Genomic DNA, 17,864 nt, shown 5'->3' with positions numbered 1-17,864 from the left:
CGTAGCGAGACCACCAATACCTTTTCGTATTCTAGTAAATCCATAATTTTACACACTCGTAAAATTATATCTCACCGACTGTTCAATTCCTTCATAATGATTTGAATAATGCGCTCATCTACAGCATTAAAGAGGAAAATTTCTACGTTATTGGTTTTAATCACGTAGCAAGGGCTAGTGGAAATCTTTGGGGAATTGTTATTAAAGATTCATCTGTACTCGGATCAAGTTTTACGGAGACAAATGTTACTTTGCTCGTTAGCATAAGAAAAGCACTTCCTTCATTTGATACTTCTATCGTACCGGAAGTGCCAGGTGGATTTTATGCGTTATTTAATTTCGGTCTTACAGTGAAATAGTTAATATAAATACAACCAATATGATTGTATTTGAACTATCCAATATTCATATCAGCCACCTCATGTTTGATAATCGTTGATTGAGTAGACTTGATTGTTATGTCTTTGCTCCGTTCGTTAGGTGTAGCAACAAATATTTTATAAATTAATCCCCCAACGATAGAGAAGTAAAGGAGCATAATCACATTGCTTCCTCCTTCCTTTAGTTAGGATTTGTACAATGATAAAAATTTTTTCTAATCACTTGACCGTATATTATAAAAAAATCAGAACTTTCTGCGAGGTCTTAGATTTTCCCCCTTATCATTTTTTGCTTTATCATTTTTTGCTTTATCATTTTTTGCTTTATCATTGTCTGCTGTATCATCGTTTGCTGTATCATTGTTTGCTGTATCACTGTTTGCTGTATCATTGTTTGCTGCGTTATCATTTGCTACATTATTGCTTGCTGCGTTATTGTTTTGATTGTCGTCATTTCCTTCACTAGCTTTTTCTTTTCCATCTTTACCTTTATCTTTACCTTTATCTTTACCTTTATCTTTACCTTCACCTTCTTTTTTACTAGTCGTTCCAAAACTAATATTGCGTACGTGATACATGGCTAGGCGAATAATTTCGTCCTTGGAAAAAATGGTAATATAATCGTCTGTAACCTCATTCATAATTCCTTCTAACATTTCAGGTCCACCACGATTCACTTTAACCCAACTGTAATGTAGGTTACTTACAATCGTTTTAAAGTCCGGTGCAAGTAAATACGAATCCGCCGCTGGAACTTCGACGTTAAATTCCATCCCATCTCTTGAATTGACAGTAATACTTTTAATATGTTGCGTTCTATAATAAACAATGCCATCACTTTCTGTAAGTAATACGAAATGATCGTCTTCAGCAGCCATTAACTTTCCAATCCGTGATTCTGGTCCTCCCCGATCTATCCTTACAACTTTATTCATTAATGAAAGAAGAAGTTTTTTATTCATTCTTTTAACCTCCAATTTATATTGTCTTGCTTGCTATCTATATGTGTATTTGAATAATTAACCTATGGGAAATGCCTATTTAGGCAAAAATTCACCGTTTTTCTTCTAGCATTTTTCACAAAAAAAAGCACACCCAGTTTTTTATTAAATGGAGCCATAACAACAGAGAAAAATAAGAAGAACTACAAGCTAATAATTATGTAACACATGCGTGGTTTGATATGGATGATTAATTATATGCGGCAACGGAAAAAGAATTATGGGCATGTATAACATCAAAAAGTAAAGGAGTGAAAATGCTTTCATTAGACCACATGATTGAGAACATCGATTATTCAATTACCAACAATATAGCTGTGATATAAAATAGGAAAATTTACTATACAACCAATCAAGGAGAGAGTTAGGACCAAGCTATTATACATATACCATTTTATGTGGTTCATATGTCGGTTATGGTGAATTGTTAGGATTCTCAGAAGAAAGGGAGATTTTGCAAAAGACAAATGATAGATGGAACGAGATAACCATGCCGAATAGTAATGATGTACCTGAGGATATGAAAGTGGTTAACAATAGGATATTCATTACCAAACTAAGTGGAATTTAAATCTGAAATCTTCACGAGGGAAATTAGAGTAAAATTCAAGATAGCTGTTCTTTTATATGACTGTCAGCTATTTCCGAACGATACGTCCATATTTTTGGATACATATGCTCCCCTCTTTCTACTAAATAGGACAATTAATGCGCACTTTTTTTACATTTTTTTCTAACTCATTTTATTGTAATGGAAATATCGTTAGTTCGGCTCTACTAAATTCTCTACTCATCGGATCAACCTTCTCACCAACCCACATAGGCACGTATCATTTCTATACCGCATATGATAGGTCATATTACGAAGAGAGAGAAGGATGGTTGAATGAAATGGATTCGTTACGTCTGCCTATTTGGTGTCATAATGTTACTCGTTGGCTGTGGCGATAAAGAAATGCAGGATGTGAAGATTGGTGAAGTGACAAGATCCATTTTCTACGCACCACTCTATGCTGCGATTGAAGAAGGCTTTTTTGAAGAGGAAGGCTTAAACATCGAATTATCAACGATTCCTGGTGGCGATAAAACGATGACTGCACTTCTTTCTGATGGTATTGATATTGGATTAATTGGTGCCGAAACATCCATTTATGTAGCAGGCCAAAATCCAAACGATGCCGTTGTTAACTTTGCACAACTAACACAAACAGACGGTACATTTTTAGTTGCACGTGAAGATATTGAAAACTTTGATTGGACGATGTTAAAAGGTAGTACGTTTTTAGGGCAACGTGTTGGTGGAATGCCACAAATGGCTGGTGAATTTGTGTTGAAAGGTCATGATATTGATCCACATAAGGATTTAACCCTTATTCAAAATATCGATTTCGCAAATATTGCAAATGCCTTTGCATCAGGTACAGGGGATTTTGTGCAACTATTCGAACCGACTGCGAGTATTTTTGAACAACAGGGCAATGGGAAAATTGTTGCTTCATTCGGTGAAGAACTTGGTCATATTCCGTATACAGTGTTTATGACGAAAGAAAGTAAGTTTAAAAATGATAAAGAAATGATTGAAAGCTTTACAAAGGCATTATACAAGGCGCAAAACTGGGTGTATGAGCAATCCGCTGCTGATGTTGCTAAATCAATCGCGCCTTACTTTGAAGATACTGACCTAGCACTTATTGAAAAAGTCGTAACACGATATCGCGACCAACAGTCTTATGCAACAGATCCGATTATTGATGCAGAAGAATTCCAAAACCTTTTAAATGTCATGACGGAGGCTGGCGTGCTAGATTATGATGCAAAATACGAAGAGCTTGTGAATCGATCATTTGCTGATGAGGTTGTGAAGTAGATGGCTTTCATCGAAGTATGTAATATTCAGCACCATTTTTTCTCTGATCATTCCCATACAACTGCACTAAAAGACATTTCATTTTCAATCAATGAAGGCGAATTTATATCATTTATTGGACCAAGTGGCTGCGGGAAATCGACCCTTCTATCCATCATCGCAGGATTAATTGAACCTACTTCTGGCATTATTACTCATGAATCCCCTTCGATTGAAATCGGCTATATGCTCCAGCAGGACTATTTATTTCCTTGGAAAACAATCGAAGAAAATATTTCGCTCGGTTTGACGATTTTAAATAAAGAAGAGGGGCAAATTGTTGAGGAATTATTAAAGCAATTCCACCTAGCCCATACAGCAAATCTCTACCCCCAGCAACTATCTGGGGGAATGCGTCAACGAATTGCTCTTGCAAGGACACTCGCTGTGGACCCAACATTGCTTCTTCTAGATGAACCCTTTTCCGCGCTTGATTTTCACTCGAAGCTCGACCTTGAAAATTTTGTTTCGGAAACGCTAAAGCAGTTTTCAAAAACCGCCATTTTGGTCACACATGATATTGGTGAAGCCATCGCGATGAGCGATAAAGTTTATTTATTTAGCAATCGACCTGGTACCATCCTCAAATCCTTTACAATTCCAGACGAAATACGAAATTTAGTGCCATTTGATGCACGAAACGCCCCTGAATTCCAGCCATTATTCCAAACCATTTGGAAGGAGCTCGAAGCAAATGGATACGGAAACGTTACATGAGCAATATAAACGAAAACGGCAACTCGAAAAACGTAAAATTCGACTGTATCAATTACTTTTACTCGTCCTCCTCTTTCTATTTTGGCAAATCACTACCCATTTTCGAATTCTTGATCCACTAATTTTCAGCAGCCCTCTTGCCGTAGCAAAATTATTTATTATAAAAGTGATGGATGCTACGCTCTTTCCTCACGTATTGTTTACGTTAATGGAAGTAATTGTCGGCTTTCTGTTAGGTACGCTTTTAGGAACATTGCTCGCCATTTTCCTATGGTCCTCCACGACTGTCGCAAAGGTGATGGACCCGTACCTCGTTGTTTTAAATGCAATGCCGAAAGTCGCGATTGGCCCAATGATTCTCGTTATTTTTGGTCCGAACGTTTTAGCGGTCATTGTGATGGGGATTTTAATTTCTGTCGTTATTTCAACGCTCGTTATTTTTTCAGCATTCCAGCAAGTGAATGAAAATTATTTAAAAGTCATGCAACTATTTAGTGCGAGTAAGATGCAAACATTTAAGCATGTCACGCTTCCCGCCTCGATTCCAACAATTATTTCTACGCTAAAGGTGAATGTTGGGTTGAGTTGGGTTGGGGTCATTGTCGGCGAGTTTTTAGTTTCATCGCAGGGGCTTGGCTATTTAATCATTTCAGGGTTCCAAATTTTCAACTTCAATCTCGTGTTTTTATCGCTCATAATGATTGTGATTTTGGCAACATTTATGTATAAGTGCGTGGAAATGATTGAACGTTTTTTGTTGAAAAAATTTAATTTTTAACGAAAGAAAGCTTAGAGGCGACAGTATTTCCACTAAGCTTTTTTTTGAATGAAATCCATATCAAGAACTATGCTGTAACATTCGATTTAAGGATAAAATGGCTTCTTTCGTTGTTAGCTCATCTATTTGAATGACGTTTCCTTTGTCTCCATGTTCAATTGTTTCAAGTGCCCATAGTAAATGAGGTAAATCGATTCGATTCATCGTTAAACATGGGCACATATTTTCATTTAATGAAATAATATGCTTGTCTGGATTAGTGGCAATTAAACGCTTCACAAGATTCATTTCCGTACCGATTGCCCAGCTTGATCCAGCAGGTGCCTTTTCAATAACATCACAAATGTATTTAGTAGAACCAAAGTCATCTGATAGTGCAACGACCTCGCGTGAACATTCAGGGTGCACAATAATATTCATGTCTGGATACTTTTTTCGCACTTCACGGATATTGTAAATTGTAAAACCTTCGTGGACAGAGCAGTGACCTTTCCATAAAATCACTTTAATTTGTTCCTTGTTTTCCCCTTCAAATTCCAGTTCACCTTTTATTGGATTCCAAATAGCCATTCGATCGAGTGGTATCCCTAAATCAAAAGCCGTATTGCGCCCTAAATGTTGATCTGGTAAGAAGAAGAGGCGTTCTTTTTGAGTGAATGCCCATTGTACAAGTGTTTTGGCATTGGAACTTGTGACACATGCACCACCATTTCTCCCTGTAAATGCTTTAATCGCAGCAGTTGAATTGACATAAGTTAATGGAATGATTGTATCACCGAATAATTTTTGTAGTTCCACCCACGCCTCTTCCGTTTGATAAATATTAGCCATGTCTGCCATTGAACAACCCGCGCGCATATCTGGTAAATAAACGATTTGCCCATCTTCCGTTAGCATATCGGCGGTTTCAGCCATAAAATGAACACCGCAAAAGACGATATGTTTTGCCTTTTTATTAGCCGCCGCCACTTGCGCAAGCTGTAAAGAGTCCCCTACCGTATCTGCAAATTGAATGACTTCATCACGTTGATAATGATGGCCTGGAATAAACAAATTCTCACCTAATTTTTCTTTAATCGCATGTATACGCATTTCCATTTCTGAAATCGTTAATGTTTTATATTGTTCAGGTAGCATGGAACTATCCATAAATTTAGTAAGTACCAACTGATACCGCTCCTTTCTGTTCCACCAATGCACTAATATCTAACGCAGTGACTGAGTGTGTTAATGCACCTAATGAGATCCATTGCACACCGGATTGTGCGTAACTTCGTAAATTGTCGAGTGTAATGCCCCCACTCGCTTCTGTTGCGATATGCGCTGGTACAAGTGGTAACCAACTTTTAATTTCCTTGGGTGTACGATTATCAAACATAATAATATCCACACCTGCTGTAATGGCCTCAATTAGTTGTTCTTTCGTTTCAATTTCCACTTCAATTTTCACGGTATGTCCAATTTTCCCTCGTGCCGTTTGCACAGCCTCGGTAATCCCACCAGCAAAGGAAATATGATTATCCTTTAACATGATCGCATCGTATAAACCACTGCGATGATTGTATGCACCACCTGCACGTACAGCGTATTTATCCAGCATTCGTAGACCTGGGATCGTTTTACGCGTATCACAAATATGTGCGTGCGTGCCTTGTGTTAGTTGCACAGCTGCATGCGCTTGTGTCGCAATTCCACTCATACGTTGAATACAATTTAAAATGACACGCTCACCTGTTAGAAGGCTTCGTAAAGCACCTTCAATGCGTGCAATTTGCTCCCCATTTTGAACCTTTTCACCATCTTGTTTGAAAACCGTTACGTGCAAATTCGAATCCAGTAAAGGAAAACCAATCTCAATAATTTGCTTACCGCAAAAAATACCATCTTGTTTGGCATAAAACGTAAAAACACCTTGCTCTGTCGTACTAAAAATGGACTCGCTTGAAAGGTCGCCATCCCCTATATCCTCGTTGAAAAACTGCTTTAACATCGCTTTTAATTTGATTGTATTCATATAAAGTATCCCTCACATTCACATTGCCTTGTTGAAAGACAATCCATTTTTTTGTCCACTCTGAATGTTGTTGCTTATATTCCCGGCGGATATGTGCTCCGCGTGATTCTGTTCGTAGGAGGGCAGCTTGTACAATTAAAGAGGCGGTCACATGCATAAAATACAGTTCAATCTGTTCTTGACTAGCATTGGAGAGGTCCATCTGATGCCAAGCTGTCGGTAATTGTGCCAATAAAGCTTCTAATGCTTCGGTAGAACGTACAATTCCTGCTGCCTCTAACATCGCATCTTGCAATATTTCCTTTTGTAAAAGTGGTGGGAAGTTCATCGCTACCGGTCGAGCTACTAACATGAAATTATGCTGTTTTGTCGCGGTTTGTACTATATACTCCGCCATTAAATGCCCAAATGTAATCCCTTCTAATAAGGAATTACTTGCTAAGCGATTCGCACCATGTACACCAGTACACGCAACTTCACCGATCGCTAATAAGCGCGGAATGGATGTTTCACCTTTTACAGTTGCTACAATGCCCCCCATTAAAAAGTGACTTCCCGGTGCCACTGGGATTTTACCCGTTGTTAAATCAATTTGCTCCTTTTGGCAAAGCTTTGTAATCGTCGGAAATTTTTTGTCAAAGGACTCAATCATTGAAATATCGATGAATACCTCTTCACCCGCTGCACGCATTTTATACATTTCATACGCGGTAATATGGCGCGGAGCTAAATCACCTAATAGATGTTTGCCTGCCATTATCGGTGTGTTATGACGATCAACAAATCGTGCACCGGCCCCTCGAACGGCTTCTGAAACAAGACCACATGCCCCATTTACATACAGTAGACTTGGATGAAATTGGACAAACTCCATATCCGTCACTTCTGCACCCGCTAAGTAAGCTAAAGCAATACCATCTCCGTAGCTATTTGGTTGATTGGATGTACAGCTATATAAAGCACCTGCACCACCTGTTGCCAAAATAATATAAGAGGCATAATACGTTTTGTCACCCTCTGCTGTTTTGACACGTACCCCGCAGCATTCTCCATCACAATTCAATAACAGTTCATATGCAAATTCATAAGTATTCATGAAAAGCTGAGGTATTTCACGGGATTCTTCCATATAATAGTCGATTATTTTCTCCCCAGTTGCATCGCCACCAGCATGCACAATTCGATGCCTACTATGTGCCCCTTCCAAACCGAGCGATAAATTCCCTTCTTCTGTATAGTCAGCAGGAAATCCATTGTTCAATAATTGCTTTACATAATTTGCACCGCGTTCAACTAATGTTTTTACATTTTCTTCATGATGGTGGAATTCACCTGCCACTAGCGTATCTTCTATGTGTAATGTAGGGTGATCATTGGCCGTAACAACTGCAGCAACCCCGCCCTGTGCTTTAAAAGAACTACTCATTGTAAAATCTGCTTTCGTTAATAGATGAACCTTAAAATGATTCCCAAGTTTTCGTGCGGCTTGCAATGCAGCAATGCCACCTCCAAGTATGACGATGTCTGTTTGAACGTTCACACAACTCACCTTCTTTACAGTTGTCTTGTCACATATCTTTGCATAAAATAGTTAAATAGACAAGTGTTTCTTATTTTTTTAGAAATGAGGGAAATAAATGACATATTTAGATTTTGCAGCATCAACACCGATGACAAGGCAAGCAATAGATACTTATGCAGAAGTAGCAACAAAAATATATGGGAATCCTTCTAGCTTGCATGATGCAGGCGGCCAAGCTGCAAGTGCGGTAGCCTGGGCAAGAGGTGTAATTGCACGTAAGCTTGCCGTGCATCCGGATGGGGTAATCTTTACTGGAAGCGGTACGGAAGCCAATATTGTAGCGATTTTATCTTTAGCTCGGCGTGAAAAAAGAGGGCGTCATATTATTACGTCCATGGCGGAGCATACTTCTGTCCACGCGGCGATGAATACGTTAGAAAGAGAAGGTTTTGAGGTAACACGTCTGCCTTTAACAACAGGTGGTGTTATAGATGTGGATACTTTAAAGCAAGCCATTCGTCCTGACACAACATTAATTTCAATTCAGCATGTCAACTCAGAAATCGGAACAATCCAACCGATTTCGAAAATCGCACAACTCGCAAAAGATTATGGCATTTTATATCATGTCGATTGCGTTCAATCATTTTGTAAGCTAGATGTCGCTAATTTTGTGCAGTTTGCAGATGCGATTTCCATTTCCGCGCATAAAGTAGGGGGGCCTAAAGGTTGCGGTGCGGTTTATTTAAATCCTTTCGTGCGCGTGATGCCGATTTTCCCAGGGGTGACACATGAACGTGGTCTGCGCGGTGGGACATTAGATACACCAGCGTTAGTAGCATTTGGTGTCGCAGTTGAACAGCATACATATGATGCGGACAAGCAATGGCAATTACGAGAAAAACTTCTCCATATGCTACCGGGGAAAGCGTTTCAAGTGATTGAAGGACAAGCGGTAGATCAGTTACCGAATATTGTCGGCATTTGTAAAACGGGTATGGAAGGGCAATTGGTTATGCTCAAGCTTAATGAACAAAATTTCCATATTTCAACTGGCAGTGCCTGCGATATAAATAGCGCTTCAGGAACAAAAGCCATTTTAGCAATGGGCAAAACGATAACAGAAGCCCGCCAATTTTTTAGGATATCCTTTGGAGGTGATACAGTAATGGATGAAGTAGTGTTGTGCGGGGAGGTGTTGCGGAATTTATATACTGATTAAATATGCTACAAGTAAATTCCCATTAAGAAGATTATGAGGATTTTTAAGGGTTGGGAAAAGCGCGTATTCGCAAAGTGCACTACGATGGGGCAATTTCCAAAGAAGAGCAATGGCTGCGGCAGACTTTTTTGATCTAACGATTCAAGGTAAAGGCGGTCACGGTGCCTCTCCGCATGATAGGGGTTACGCATATTGTGAATCGTGATTGAATGAAACAATACATGAGTTAATACATTATATAAAATTCAGCTAATGTGGCGCCAACACACTAGCTGGATTTATTTTATTTTCGTATGTTCAAGTCAAAGTCAAAACCACTTTCACTAAAAAATAATGAGAATAAATGATGATTCAATTCGTTGTATTTTATGAAAAAGCTTTTTTACTAAATTAAGGAGCCTTGCATATGAAAAGAAGGATTTTCCCCATACTTTCTTGAAATGGTAAAAGGCAATACGATTTTGAGAGGAGTTTTTTTTACTTGAGTATCATTGAACAGCGCCTACATCAATTAGGCTTACAACTACCTGAAGCAACACACCCACTTTACCATTATGTACCGATAACAATTCATCAAAATGTTACGTATATTAGCGGACAAGTACCACGTATCAACGGACAGATTCCGTTTCCCGGTAAAGTTGGACAAGATGTCACAATCGAGCAGGCAAGTGAGCTCGCTGAATACTGTGTATTAAAAGGTCTTAGCTGTTTGAAGGAACAGATTGGTTCACTCGATCAGGTCGAACAAATCCTTAAAATAACAGGCTACGTTCAAGCAGCACCTGACTTTTATGAACCATCAAAGGTGCTTGATGCAGCTTCTGCACTACTCGAAAAAATCTTTGGTGAAAAAGGGCGCCATGCACGCACTGCTGTTGGGGTCGCAACACTGCCTAGCAACACACCCGTTGAAATTGATTTTATCATCGCCATTAAATAAGGAGGAGAAACGATGATTACATTAAAAGATATTCAAGATGCAAAACAGCGTATACAAAGCGTTGTCTATGAAACGCCAATTTTTCAATCGGAGCAACTTTCGAATTTATGTGGAAATCAGTTATTTTTTAAGGCGGAGCACCTACAAAAGACTGGCTCATTTAAAATACGAGGGGCAAGTAATATGGTCATCCATGCAGTGGAAAACGGCGCACAGCACGTTACAACGGCATCATCTGGCAATCACGGGCAAGCGGTTAGCTACGTTGCTAATAAATACGGCGTTCCTTCAACCATTGTTGTGCCTGAAAACGCGAGCCAGTGTAAAATTAACGCCATCCTCGGTTACAATGGGCAGGTTGAAAAGTGTGGAACTACATCTGGTGAACGTCTACCAAGGGCACAGCAAATTGCCGATGAACAAAACGGCATCTATATTCCCCCTTATGACGATCCACTTATTATGGCTGGACAAGGAACGGTAGGACTTGAAATTTTACAGCAGCTTCATGACATTGATGCCATTGTTGTACCAATTGGAGGTGGCGGCTTAATTTCAGGTATTTTAACCGCTGTAAAAGAAACAAATCCCGCCATTCAAATAATTGGGGTCGAGCCTGAGCTTGCGAATGATACATATTTATCATTACAAAACAAAAAAATTACTGCAATTCCTGCAACATATACGATTGCAGATGGCTTACGAACAAACCAGCCCGGTGATTTAACATTTCCTGTGTTAACAAAATATTTAGATGATTTAGTGCTCGTAAGTGAGGACGAAATTCGCATGGCCTTTAGTCTTGTGCTCGAACGTACAAAGCAACTAATCGAGCCTTCAAGTGCTACAACTGTCGCAGCCGCGCTTTTTAATAAGCTCAATATGCAAGGGAAAAACATCGTTACACTTATTTCTGGGGGCAATGTAGATATCGAACATGTGCAACAATTGATTGTGGATACAGCAAAAGCAAACACCGTGAACATGTAGGAACTCATTCCAACCTGAAAAGCCGCTAACATATAAATTAGCGGCTACTTTTACGCGCGTGGTTTTTGCGCCCATCTGTACAAACAGTATTCAATAAAATTACGGGCATTGTGTTAATTTCATTGGGGGTTAAGCTTGCCTTTGAACGCCAAGTATAGTGCGATTTATGTAAATTTTGAATGTGAATGCCGTACTGGATTTTCATTTTAGTACGGCTTAGTTTATTAATTGCTTATACTTTTTATAGCTCTAATTTGAATAGACGGTCATCCGCCTTACTTGCTTGACCTCTGCCATCTGTATTATTAGTTATCCAATACAACGTGTCTCCCTCTATCCAAACATCGCGAATCCGCCCAACATTATTGATGATTTCGCGCACTTCATTTGTTTGTAAATGAAATGCTAAAATGGCCGTCCCTCTTAGTGCCGCTACATACAATTCCCCATTGTCACTTGCCATGCCAGACGGAGCCCAAGTCGTGCTTGCACCGGACGTGAAGAGAGGTGTAACAAGCCCTTGTTGCTGTTCGCTTCCTTCGATAATTGGCCAGCCATAGTTTTTACCCGCTTGGATTTCATTTACTTCATCATTCGCACTTTGCCCATGCTCCGTTGCATACATTTTCCCATCTGCCTTCCATGTGAGCCCTTGAGGATTGCGGTGTCCATAGCTAAACACATAGGAATGATTGAATGGATTATCGTCAGGAATTGAGCCATCTAAATTTAGACGTAATATTTTTCCAGCAAGTGAGGCTTTATCTTGTGCATGTTTTGGGTTTGATGCATCACCTGCTGTTGCATAGAGCTTGCTATCTGGTCCAATTTTCAAACGCCCTCCATGATGATACGTTCCACTTGGAATTTCATCTACAAGCACTTTTTCCTCATACCACACATCATTTTCAAGCTGTAGCAAAACAATACGGTTAAATTGTTTGCTCCCTTTTTCATACGTATAATAGGCGAATGCTTGATTTGAATTTGCAAAATCCGGTGCTAAGACAAAGCCAAGTAGCCCTGCCTCTGGTGCTGTTGATAAGTGCTGTTTAAGTTGCACTTTTTGGCGCGCCATTTTATCATCTTGAATTTTTACAATTGCCCCGGTACGTTCCGTTATGAAAAAAGTATTTTCTATTTTTTCAATAGCCCATGGTGCATTTAAATTTTGTGCGATTACTTCCGCTTCATTAACTACCTTTGCTTGCCCCACTTCTTCCATCACATTTTGTTGTTCTTTTTCTGAGCAGCCAGCTAGCAATAACAACGTCACGCCAAAGCTTGCCATCAATTTTAGCATTTAGAATCCCCTTTCCCAGTAACGTTTCTCCTTTTCATTTTCTCCAAAACTGTTATTATAACCTTATTTATGGACTTGATTTTCCTGTCAAAAAACCTAACTACTCCCTTAATAGTAAATTAGGTCAACACTGAAATCTGTTCTTGTAATAATTTCGCGCAGTATTGCAGCATGTTTCGATTCAGTGTATGAAAACTTAATAAAAATGAAAGTGTTTCTTTAGTTTGGATTGAAAAACATCGGGAAATTTTGAGTGGCGGCGAAAATGTCCATTAATGATGTGAAATTGTCTATTAAAACGTGGATTGTCTATTAACGGCTTCAATTTGTCTAATAACCGATGTATTTTGTCCATTAACGCTAGGAAAAAGTCCATTATCGAAGGGAGATTGTCTATTAAAGCGAATCAATTGTCTATTAACGAAATTTCAAATGAAAAAACGGATTATGGTCAACCGAATTGTCTAATAACGGAGGGCAAATGTCTATTAAACGATGCAATTTGTCTATAATTATTAACTACAATTGGATTGCTAAAAATAGAAGTGGAAATGTATTTAAAAATTTACCGTCTCCCACAACGCAAAAAGCTTTAATAAGGAAATCGTACAAATAAGCTAGCTAAGTATGCTCTTTTTTAGAATTTATAGTAGAAATCTTACTTCTGTAAAAGATTATTTTATATAGTTAAGCGCATATTTTGACCAAGACTCATAAAGCATATAGCTATAAATATCGGAATTTTCATAGTAAGACATAATTTCTTACTGGATAATAGCATGTGTATTCGATCACATCGAGCACCTTTAAATCCAACTTGCTAACAATAGCCGTGATTAGCGTTTTTAATGGATTTAGTATCTCCACGCTTACTTTTTTCGAAGCATCTACCATCAATAATTTAGCAACTAAAATCGTCATTTCACCTTTATTTAAAATCAATGTTCCAAGCTAGAACAAGAATCAAACAAATTATTAAGATAAATTTGCTTTTCCCTTTCACACTTTTTCTAGTTTTTAACCCCTTTCCCCAAATAAAAAGTTACATATTTTAGAGTATAAATACAATTTAGAAAGGGTGGAAAATGGTGAGTAAAAGTAAAAAAGCGGGTTTTTGTTATCCTGGGTATAGATACTGTGGGCCGGGCTGTTCAGGTCCTGGAAAACCAACGAATGCAGTCGATGCATGTTGTAAGTTACATGACGAATGTTATTCAAGATATGGGAGAACAAAGCATTGTGATGAATTGTTTCAAAAGTGTTTGTTACCAAAAATGAACTCTCACAGTAGAATGGGAAGGAACGCCAAATTGTTCTATAATGTCTTCAAAATACGGAATACTTTTTTGTAATTGTTTGTGCACCCGGTGCATGTCACTTCTCCCCTACCTCAAAAGAAAAACTCTTCATAGCCTTAGCCATGAAGAGCTCTTCCTCTTTTTTAAATTGCATAAAATTATCAGAATCATTTGAGCAACCTGTACGTGTTACCGCTACTTTTAAATTAATATGATCGAGAGCCATAGCTTTGAGAGTAACTATAAATGTTAATGGCATTTTGTAGATCACTTACAGCCGCATTAATTTGATCCTGTGAAGCGTATGAAGAATTCGAAACACTTCGAGCCGAATCTACGACTAACATGAAGTTATTATATGCATCTAGTGTAGTCCACTTTTCGTTATAATAAACGTCCTGACCATTTCCAGTATAAGAAATATTAACAGTATTTACAGAACCTAATAATGATGATAACCACGATTTATCCCCATAATATCCATTCCCATAAGGACCATATTTCTGAGCATTTTTATACGTCGAAATCGCATTGTTTAAATTGTTAATAGCATTTGTTACATCATATTGTGATGCAGAGTAATTATTCAAGACAGTTTGAGCAGATGAAACCGCAGAAATTAACGCATCTTGATCAGCTTGAGTTGTCCAAGCCGTGTTTGATGACAAGTCACTACCATTATTCCAAGAAACTGTTACATATTGAACAGAATTGATGAGATTCGTTAGTGTAGATTTATCACCAGTATATCCAGACAAACCATATTTTTGCGCGTTCTTATAAGTTGAAATAGCAATTTCTAAATTATTGAGTGCAGAAACGATCTGTTCCTGTGTACCATAGTAATTATTCACGACAGCTTGAGCAGATGAAACCGCAGAAACTAAGAAGCCCTTCAACTTTTTTAAATTGTAGAGAATTGTCTGGATTTTTTGTGTACCCGGTGCAGGTTATTCATATTCTTAAATTAATTCACCAGATTAGACCACTCTATTTGAGTATCATTTATCGACCCATTAATTATCATATTTTCATTTGGACTAGTAAAAAAATGTTTAAACATATGCTTTACCGTAAGAGGTACTTCTAAATTTTCAAATTCACAAAACCTAATCCAATGTAATTCTCCTTCCCTAGTGTTACTGACACAAACCTTTGACGTTTCTCCAAAATAAATATAGTGTTGGTGAATTTGTTTTTCGTCTCTATGAAATAAAATATACCGTAGTTCTAGATTACTAATTTCATGCTCGATTATTTCTGTTTCTTCAAATATATCTTTTAAACATGCTGTTCAGCGAGCTAAGCAGCGTGCAGTTGCCCTTTTTTATTGTTTGAGAGCTCTTGATACCAAAGAGATTGGAATTATGAAATTAACTCAATTGTAAAAATTGTTTGCGCAATCGGTTCAGGTAGTTCTCAATACTAATTTTATCTAATAATTAATAAATTCATTTCATAATCCAATTGCTACTGTATATTCTTTTACAATACGTACATAAGAGTGTCTGATAAACATAAATTTATAATTTCTGAACCAATTGCGTTCGATTTTGCACGCTGTATTTTTCATAAATATTTTGTAAATGTTTTTTTACAGTGTTAACTGAAATATGCAGTTTCGCTGCGATGACTTGATTGGTTAACCCTTTTTTAACAAGGTTCACAACATCTATTTCTCTATTTGATAATAAGTTGTATTCGCTATTATTTTTTAATTGATGTGAAAATACAGATGCTATTACATCTGATACTAGTTTTAGTATGTTACAATCTTTTGCTGTAAATTTATATAATTCTTTTTTTTGAGCCATTCCTATTGCTCCAATAAATGCATCTTGATGAATAAGTGCTACAACCATTTCGTCATGGTAACCATACCCTTTTAAAAACGATTGATAAAAAGGTGAATTTTTATATTGATTAGGCGTTACAAGGTCAACTAATCGAATAGCTTTTTCCTCACGAAACAAATTAACATTTTTTGTAGGGTGTAATAAATCGTAATCATGATAGTCAGTAAGATACTCTGAGAGTGCTCGATCGCTTAAATTATAATTAATTGGATCATTCAAATTTCCACTATTATCTGCATACCAAAATACTGTTTGATCATAACCAAAAATATCCGCTAATTTATGTTGAATGTGTAAACGAGTATCTTCTACTGGATAAGCAATTTGAGATGAAAAGTGTATAATTTTCTCGTAATCTTTAGAAGTCAAAACTTGACTATTCATACATTACCCCCTCTTAATCACATTATAAAATATTATACTCGAAGTAGCGAATTATTGTTTAAATTAAGAAAAATAACCCGAATGGGTAATGGTAAGTTTCTAAGAAATATATTTTAATGAGATTAGCAGTAAAGAAAATTTTCATTTAAAGATGGAGGGAATTGTATGAAGAAAACAGGATTTATTTGTGATGAGAGTTATTTCTGGCATGATACAGGAAATGGTGCGTTATTTATGCAACCTGGAGGATATATCGAAAGCGATGTTCACTCAGAAAATCCTGCTACAAAACGACGCTTTAAAAATCTACTTGAAGTTAGTGGATTAATGGAAAAGTTAGAACAAGTAAAGCCTCGCCCTGCATCTGTTGAAGAGATTAAATTCTTCCATGGTGAATCGTATATAAATAAAGTAAAAGAATTAAGTGCGATTGGATTTGGAGATGCAGGTGATTTAGCGCTTGTAGGTAAAGGATCTTATGAAATCGCATTGTTATCTGCTGGTGGAGCAATTACAGCAGTTGAAGCAGTTGTTAGCGGTCAAGTTGATAACGCTTATGCTTTAACGCGTCCTCCAGGTCACCACGCAGAAGCCGATTTAGGTATGGGATTCTGCTTATTCAATAATGTTGCTATTGCAGCAAAATATGCTCGTAATGTACTTGGTCTTGAAAGAGTAATGGTTCTCGATTGGGATGTGCATCACGGTAATGGTACAGAATCAGCTTTCTATGATGATCCAAATGTATTGTTTGTTTCCCTACATCAAGAGCGATTGTTCCCACCAGGACGTGGAAACGCAGAAGATATCGGTACAGGTGAAGCTCTTGGTCGCACTGTAAACATTCCACTCCCTGCTGGAACAGGTAATGCTGGATACTTACATGCATTACAAGAAGTGGTAGGACCTATCGCTGATCAATTTAAACCAGAGTTAATTATTATTTCAGCAGGTCAAGATGCTGGCATGTTCGACCCTCTTGCACGAATGATGGTGAATGCAGAAGGTTTCCGCCAAATGACACGCTTTATGCTTGATTTAGCTAATAAACATTGCGAAGGTAAACTCGTTGCTTGTCACGAAGGTGGATACAGTGCAGCATACGTACCATTCTGTTCTTTAGCGATTGTTGAAGAAATGAGTGGTCAACGAACAGATGTTAATGATCCATTTGCTGAAGCATTTAGTGGCCTTCCAATCGAAGAATTATTTGATATTCAAAAAGATTATGTAGCCAAAGTAAAAGAAGTACAATCAGCACATTGGAACCTTGCTGTTAAGGCTTAACATCTGTAGAGAAGTAACCATGATTTTGGAGCTGCGCCTAATATGCAAGCTGGATATATCAATTTTGGAACATATGTCATTCCAGGTGTACCGTCAACATTTAAAAATGTGCAGGTTATTATTGAATCAGCCATATTAAAAGTTGGAATTTTGGATTTAGATATTGTTTTATATGAGATTGGAAAAGGACCCTGCATGTGAGGGTCCTTTTATTTAATGTTAGATTTTTTGTACACCTGGTCCATGTTATTTACAACGCCCGG

Annotated in this window: 17 protein-coding genes; 9 read left to right on the top strand and 8 right to left on the bottom strand. The window is 37.8% G+C overall.

The features are described from left to right. Positions 1 to 625 precede the first annotated feature (625 nt). On the bottom strand, positions 626 to 1,342 hold the full coding sequence (locus CSE16_RS21620; RefSeq protein ID WP_216641127.1) for a hypothetical protein: 717 nt from the start codon (positions 1,340 to 1,342) through the stop codon (positions 626 to 628). 925 nt (positions 1,343 to 2,267) lie between these two features. On the opposite strand from CSE16_RS21620, the gene CSE16_RS01070 reads away from it, so the two are divergent. The 3 genes from CSE16_RS01070 to CSE16_RS01060 are packed head-to-tail and all read left to right on the top strand — an operon-like array spanning position 2,268 to position 4,782. Then, positions 2,268 to 3,248: an ABC transporter substrate-binding protein gene (locus CSE16_RS01070; RefSeq protein ID WP_099422168.1), complete on the top strand. Its 981-nt coding sequence runs from the start codon at positions 2,268 to 2,270 to the stop codon at positions 3,246 to 3,248. Continuing rightward, complete coding sequence (locus CSE16_RS01065) at positions 3,249 to 4,004, top strand: ABC transporter ATP-binding protein (protein ID WP_099422167.1); 756 nt, start codon at positions 3,249 to 3,251, stop codon at positions 4,002 to 4,004. Further along, positions 3,982 to 4,782 carry an ABC transporter permease gene (locus CSE16_RS01060; RefSeq protein WP_099422166.1) on the top strand — a complete coding sequence of 267 codons (801 nt, stop codon included), beginning with the start codon at positions 3,982 to 3,984 and terminating at the stop codon, positions 4,780 to 4,782. The genes CSE16_RS01065 and CSE16_RS01060 overlap by 23 nt, the downstream gene beginning before the upstream one ends. Positions 4,783 to 4,842: 60 nt before the next feature. Here CSE16_RS01060 and nadA read toward each other — a convergent pair whose 3' ends face one another. The 3 genes from nadA to nadB are packed head-to-tail and all read right to left on the bottom strand — an operon-like array spanning position 4,843 to position 8,336. After that, positions 4,843 to 5,931 carry a quinolinate synthase NadA gene (gene nadA, locus CSE16_RS01055; RefSeq protein ID WP_099425714.1) on the bottom strand — a complete coding sequence of 363 codons (1,089 nt, stop codon included), beginning with the start codon at positions 5,929 to 5,931 and terminating at the stop codon, positions 4,843 to 4,845. A gap of 4 nt (positions 5,932 to 5,935) precedes the next feature. Further along, positions 5,936 to 6,796, bottom strand: a complete 861-nt coding sequence (gene nadC, locus CSE16_RS01050) for a carboxylating nicotinate-nucleotide diphosphorylase (RefSeq protein ID WP_099422165.1) — start codon at positions 6,794 to 6,796, stop codon at positions 5,936 to 5,938. Then, on the bottom strand, positions 6,708 to 8,336 hold the full coding sequence (nadB, locus tag CSE16_RS01045) for an L-aspartate oxidase (RefSeq protein WP_099422164.1): 1,629 nt from the start codon (positions 8,334 to 8,336) through the stop codon (positions 6,708 to 6,710). The genes nadC and nadB overlap by 89 nt, the downstream gene beginning before the upstream one ends. A gap of 97 nt (positions 8,337 to 8,433) precedes the next feature. Here nadB and CSE16_RS01040 point away from each other — a divergent pair, with 97 nt between their 5' ends. The 3 genes from CSE16_RS01040 (at position 8,434) to CSE16_RS01030 (ending at position 11,473) form a co-directional block, all read left to right on the top strand. Continuing rightward, complete coding sequence (locus CSE16_RS01040) at positions 8,434 to 9,540, top strand: cysteine desulfurase family protein (RefSeq protein WP_099422163.1); 1,107 nt, start codon at positions 8,434 to 8,436, stop codon at positions 9,538 to 9,540. Positions 9,541 to 10,021: 481 nt separating this feature from the next. Further along, entirely contained in the window at positions 10,022 to 10,483 is a 462-nt protein-coding gene (locus CSE16_RS01035; protein ID WP_099422162.1) for a RidA family protein, read from the top strand. Between the two features lie 12 nt (positions 10,484 to 10,495). Further along, positions 10,496 to 11,473, top strand: a complete 978-nt coding sequence (locus CSE16_RS01030; protein ID WP_099422161.1) for a threonine ammonia-lyase — start codon at positions 10,496 to 10,498, stop codon at positions 11,471 to 11,473. A 241-nt stretch (positions 11,474 to 11,714) separates the two neighbouring features. Here CSE16_RS01030 and CSE16_RS01025 read toward each other — a convergent pair whose 3' ends face one another. Together CSE16_RS01025 and CSE16_RS21225 are read right to left on the bottom strand one after the other, a co-directional pair. Next, positions 11,715 to 12,776, bottom strand: a complete 1,062-nt coding sequence (locus CSE16_RS01025) for a PQQ-dependent sugar dehydrogenase (protein WP_099422160.1) — start codon at positions 12,774 to 12,776, stop codon at positions 11,715 to 11,717. Positions 12,777 to 13,520: 744 nt separating this feature from the next. Next, complete coding sequence (locus CSE16_RS21225; protein ID WP_157764738.1) at positions 13,521 to 13,697, bottom strand: hypothetical protein; 177 nt, start codon at positions 13,695 to 13,697, stop codon at positions 13,521 to 13,523. Between the two features lie 164 nt (positions 13,698 to 13,861). Here CSE16_RS21225 and CSE16_RS01020 point away from each other — a divergent pair, with 164 nt between their 5' ends. Continuing rightward, positions 13,862 to 14,128 carry a phospholipase A2 family protein gene (locus tag CSE16_RS01020; RefSeq protein ID WP_099422159.1) on the top strand — a complete coding sequence of 89 codons (267 nt, stop codon included), beginning with the start codon at positions 13,862 to 13,864 and terminating at the stop codon, positions 14,126 to 14,128. Positions 14,129 to 14,280: 152 nt separating this feature from the next. On the opposite strand, the gene CSE16_RS01015 is transcribed toward CSE16_RS01020, so the two are convergent. Both CSE16_RS01015 and CSE16_RS01010 read right to left on the bottom strand, forming a co-directional pair. Next, positions 14,281 to 14,973, bottom strand: coding sequence for an FIVAR domain-containing protein (locus CSE16_RS01015; protein ID WP_099422158.1), 693 nt, complete (start codon positions 14,971 to 14,973; stop codon positions 14,281 to 14,283). A gap of 624 nt (positions 14,974 to 15,597) precedes the next feature. Continuing rightward, the gene (locus CSE16_RS01010; RefSeq protein ID WP_099422157.1) at positions 15,598 to 16,314 is read right to left on the bottom strand and encodes a LuxR C-terminal-related transcriptional regulator; all 717 of its coding nucleotides are present in this window, start codon (positions 16,312 to 16,314) and stop codon (positions 15,598 to 15,600) included. Between the two features lie 165 nt (positions 16,315 to 16,479). Between CSE16_RS01010 and CSE16_RS01005 the strand changes: the two genes are divergently transcribed. Beyond that, positions 16,480 to 17,601 (top strand): class II histone deacetylase, encoded by a 1,122-nt coding sequence (locus CSE16_RS01005; protein WP_099422156.1) that lies wholly within the window; start codon positions 16,480 to 16,482, stop codon positions 17,599 to 17,601. Between the two features lie 42 nt (positions 17,602 to 17,643). Then, positions 17,644 to 17,802 carry a hypothetical protein gene (locus CSE16_RS21220; RefSeq protein ID WP_157764737.1) on the top strand — a complete coding sequence of 53 codons (159 nt, stop codon included), beginning with the start codon at positions 17,644 to 17,646 and terminating at the stop codon, positions 17,800 to 17,802. The last annotated feature ends 62 nt before the right edge of the window (positions 17,803 to 17,864 follow it).

Origin of the sequence: Solibacillus sp. R5-41 (assembly GCF_002736105.1) — a bacterium.
GTDB lineage: Bacteria > Bacillota > Bacilli > Bacillales_A > Planococcaceae > Solibacillus.
This window is presented reverse-complemented; position numbering and strand designations above follow the sequence as displayed.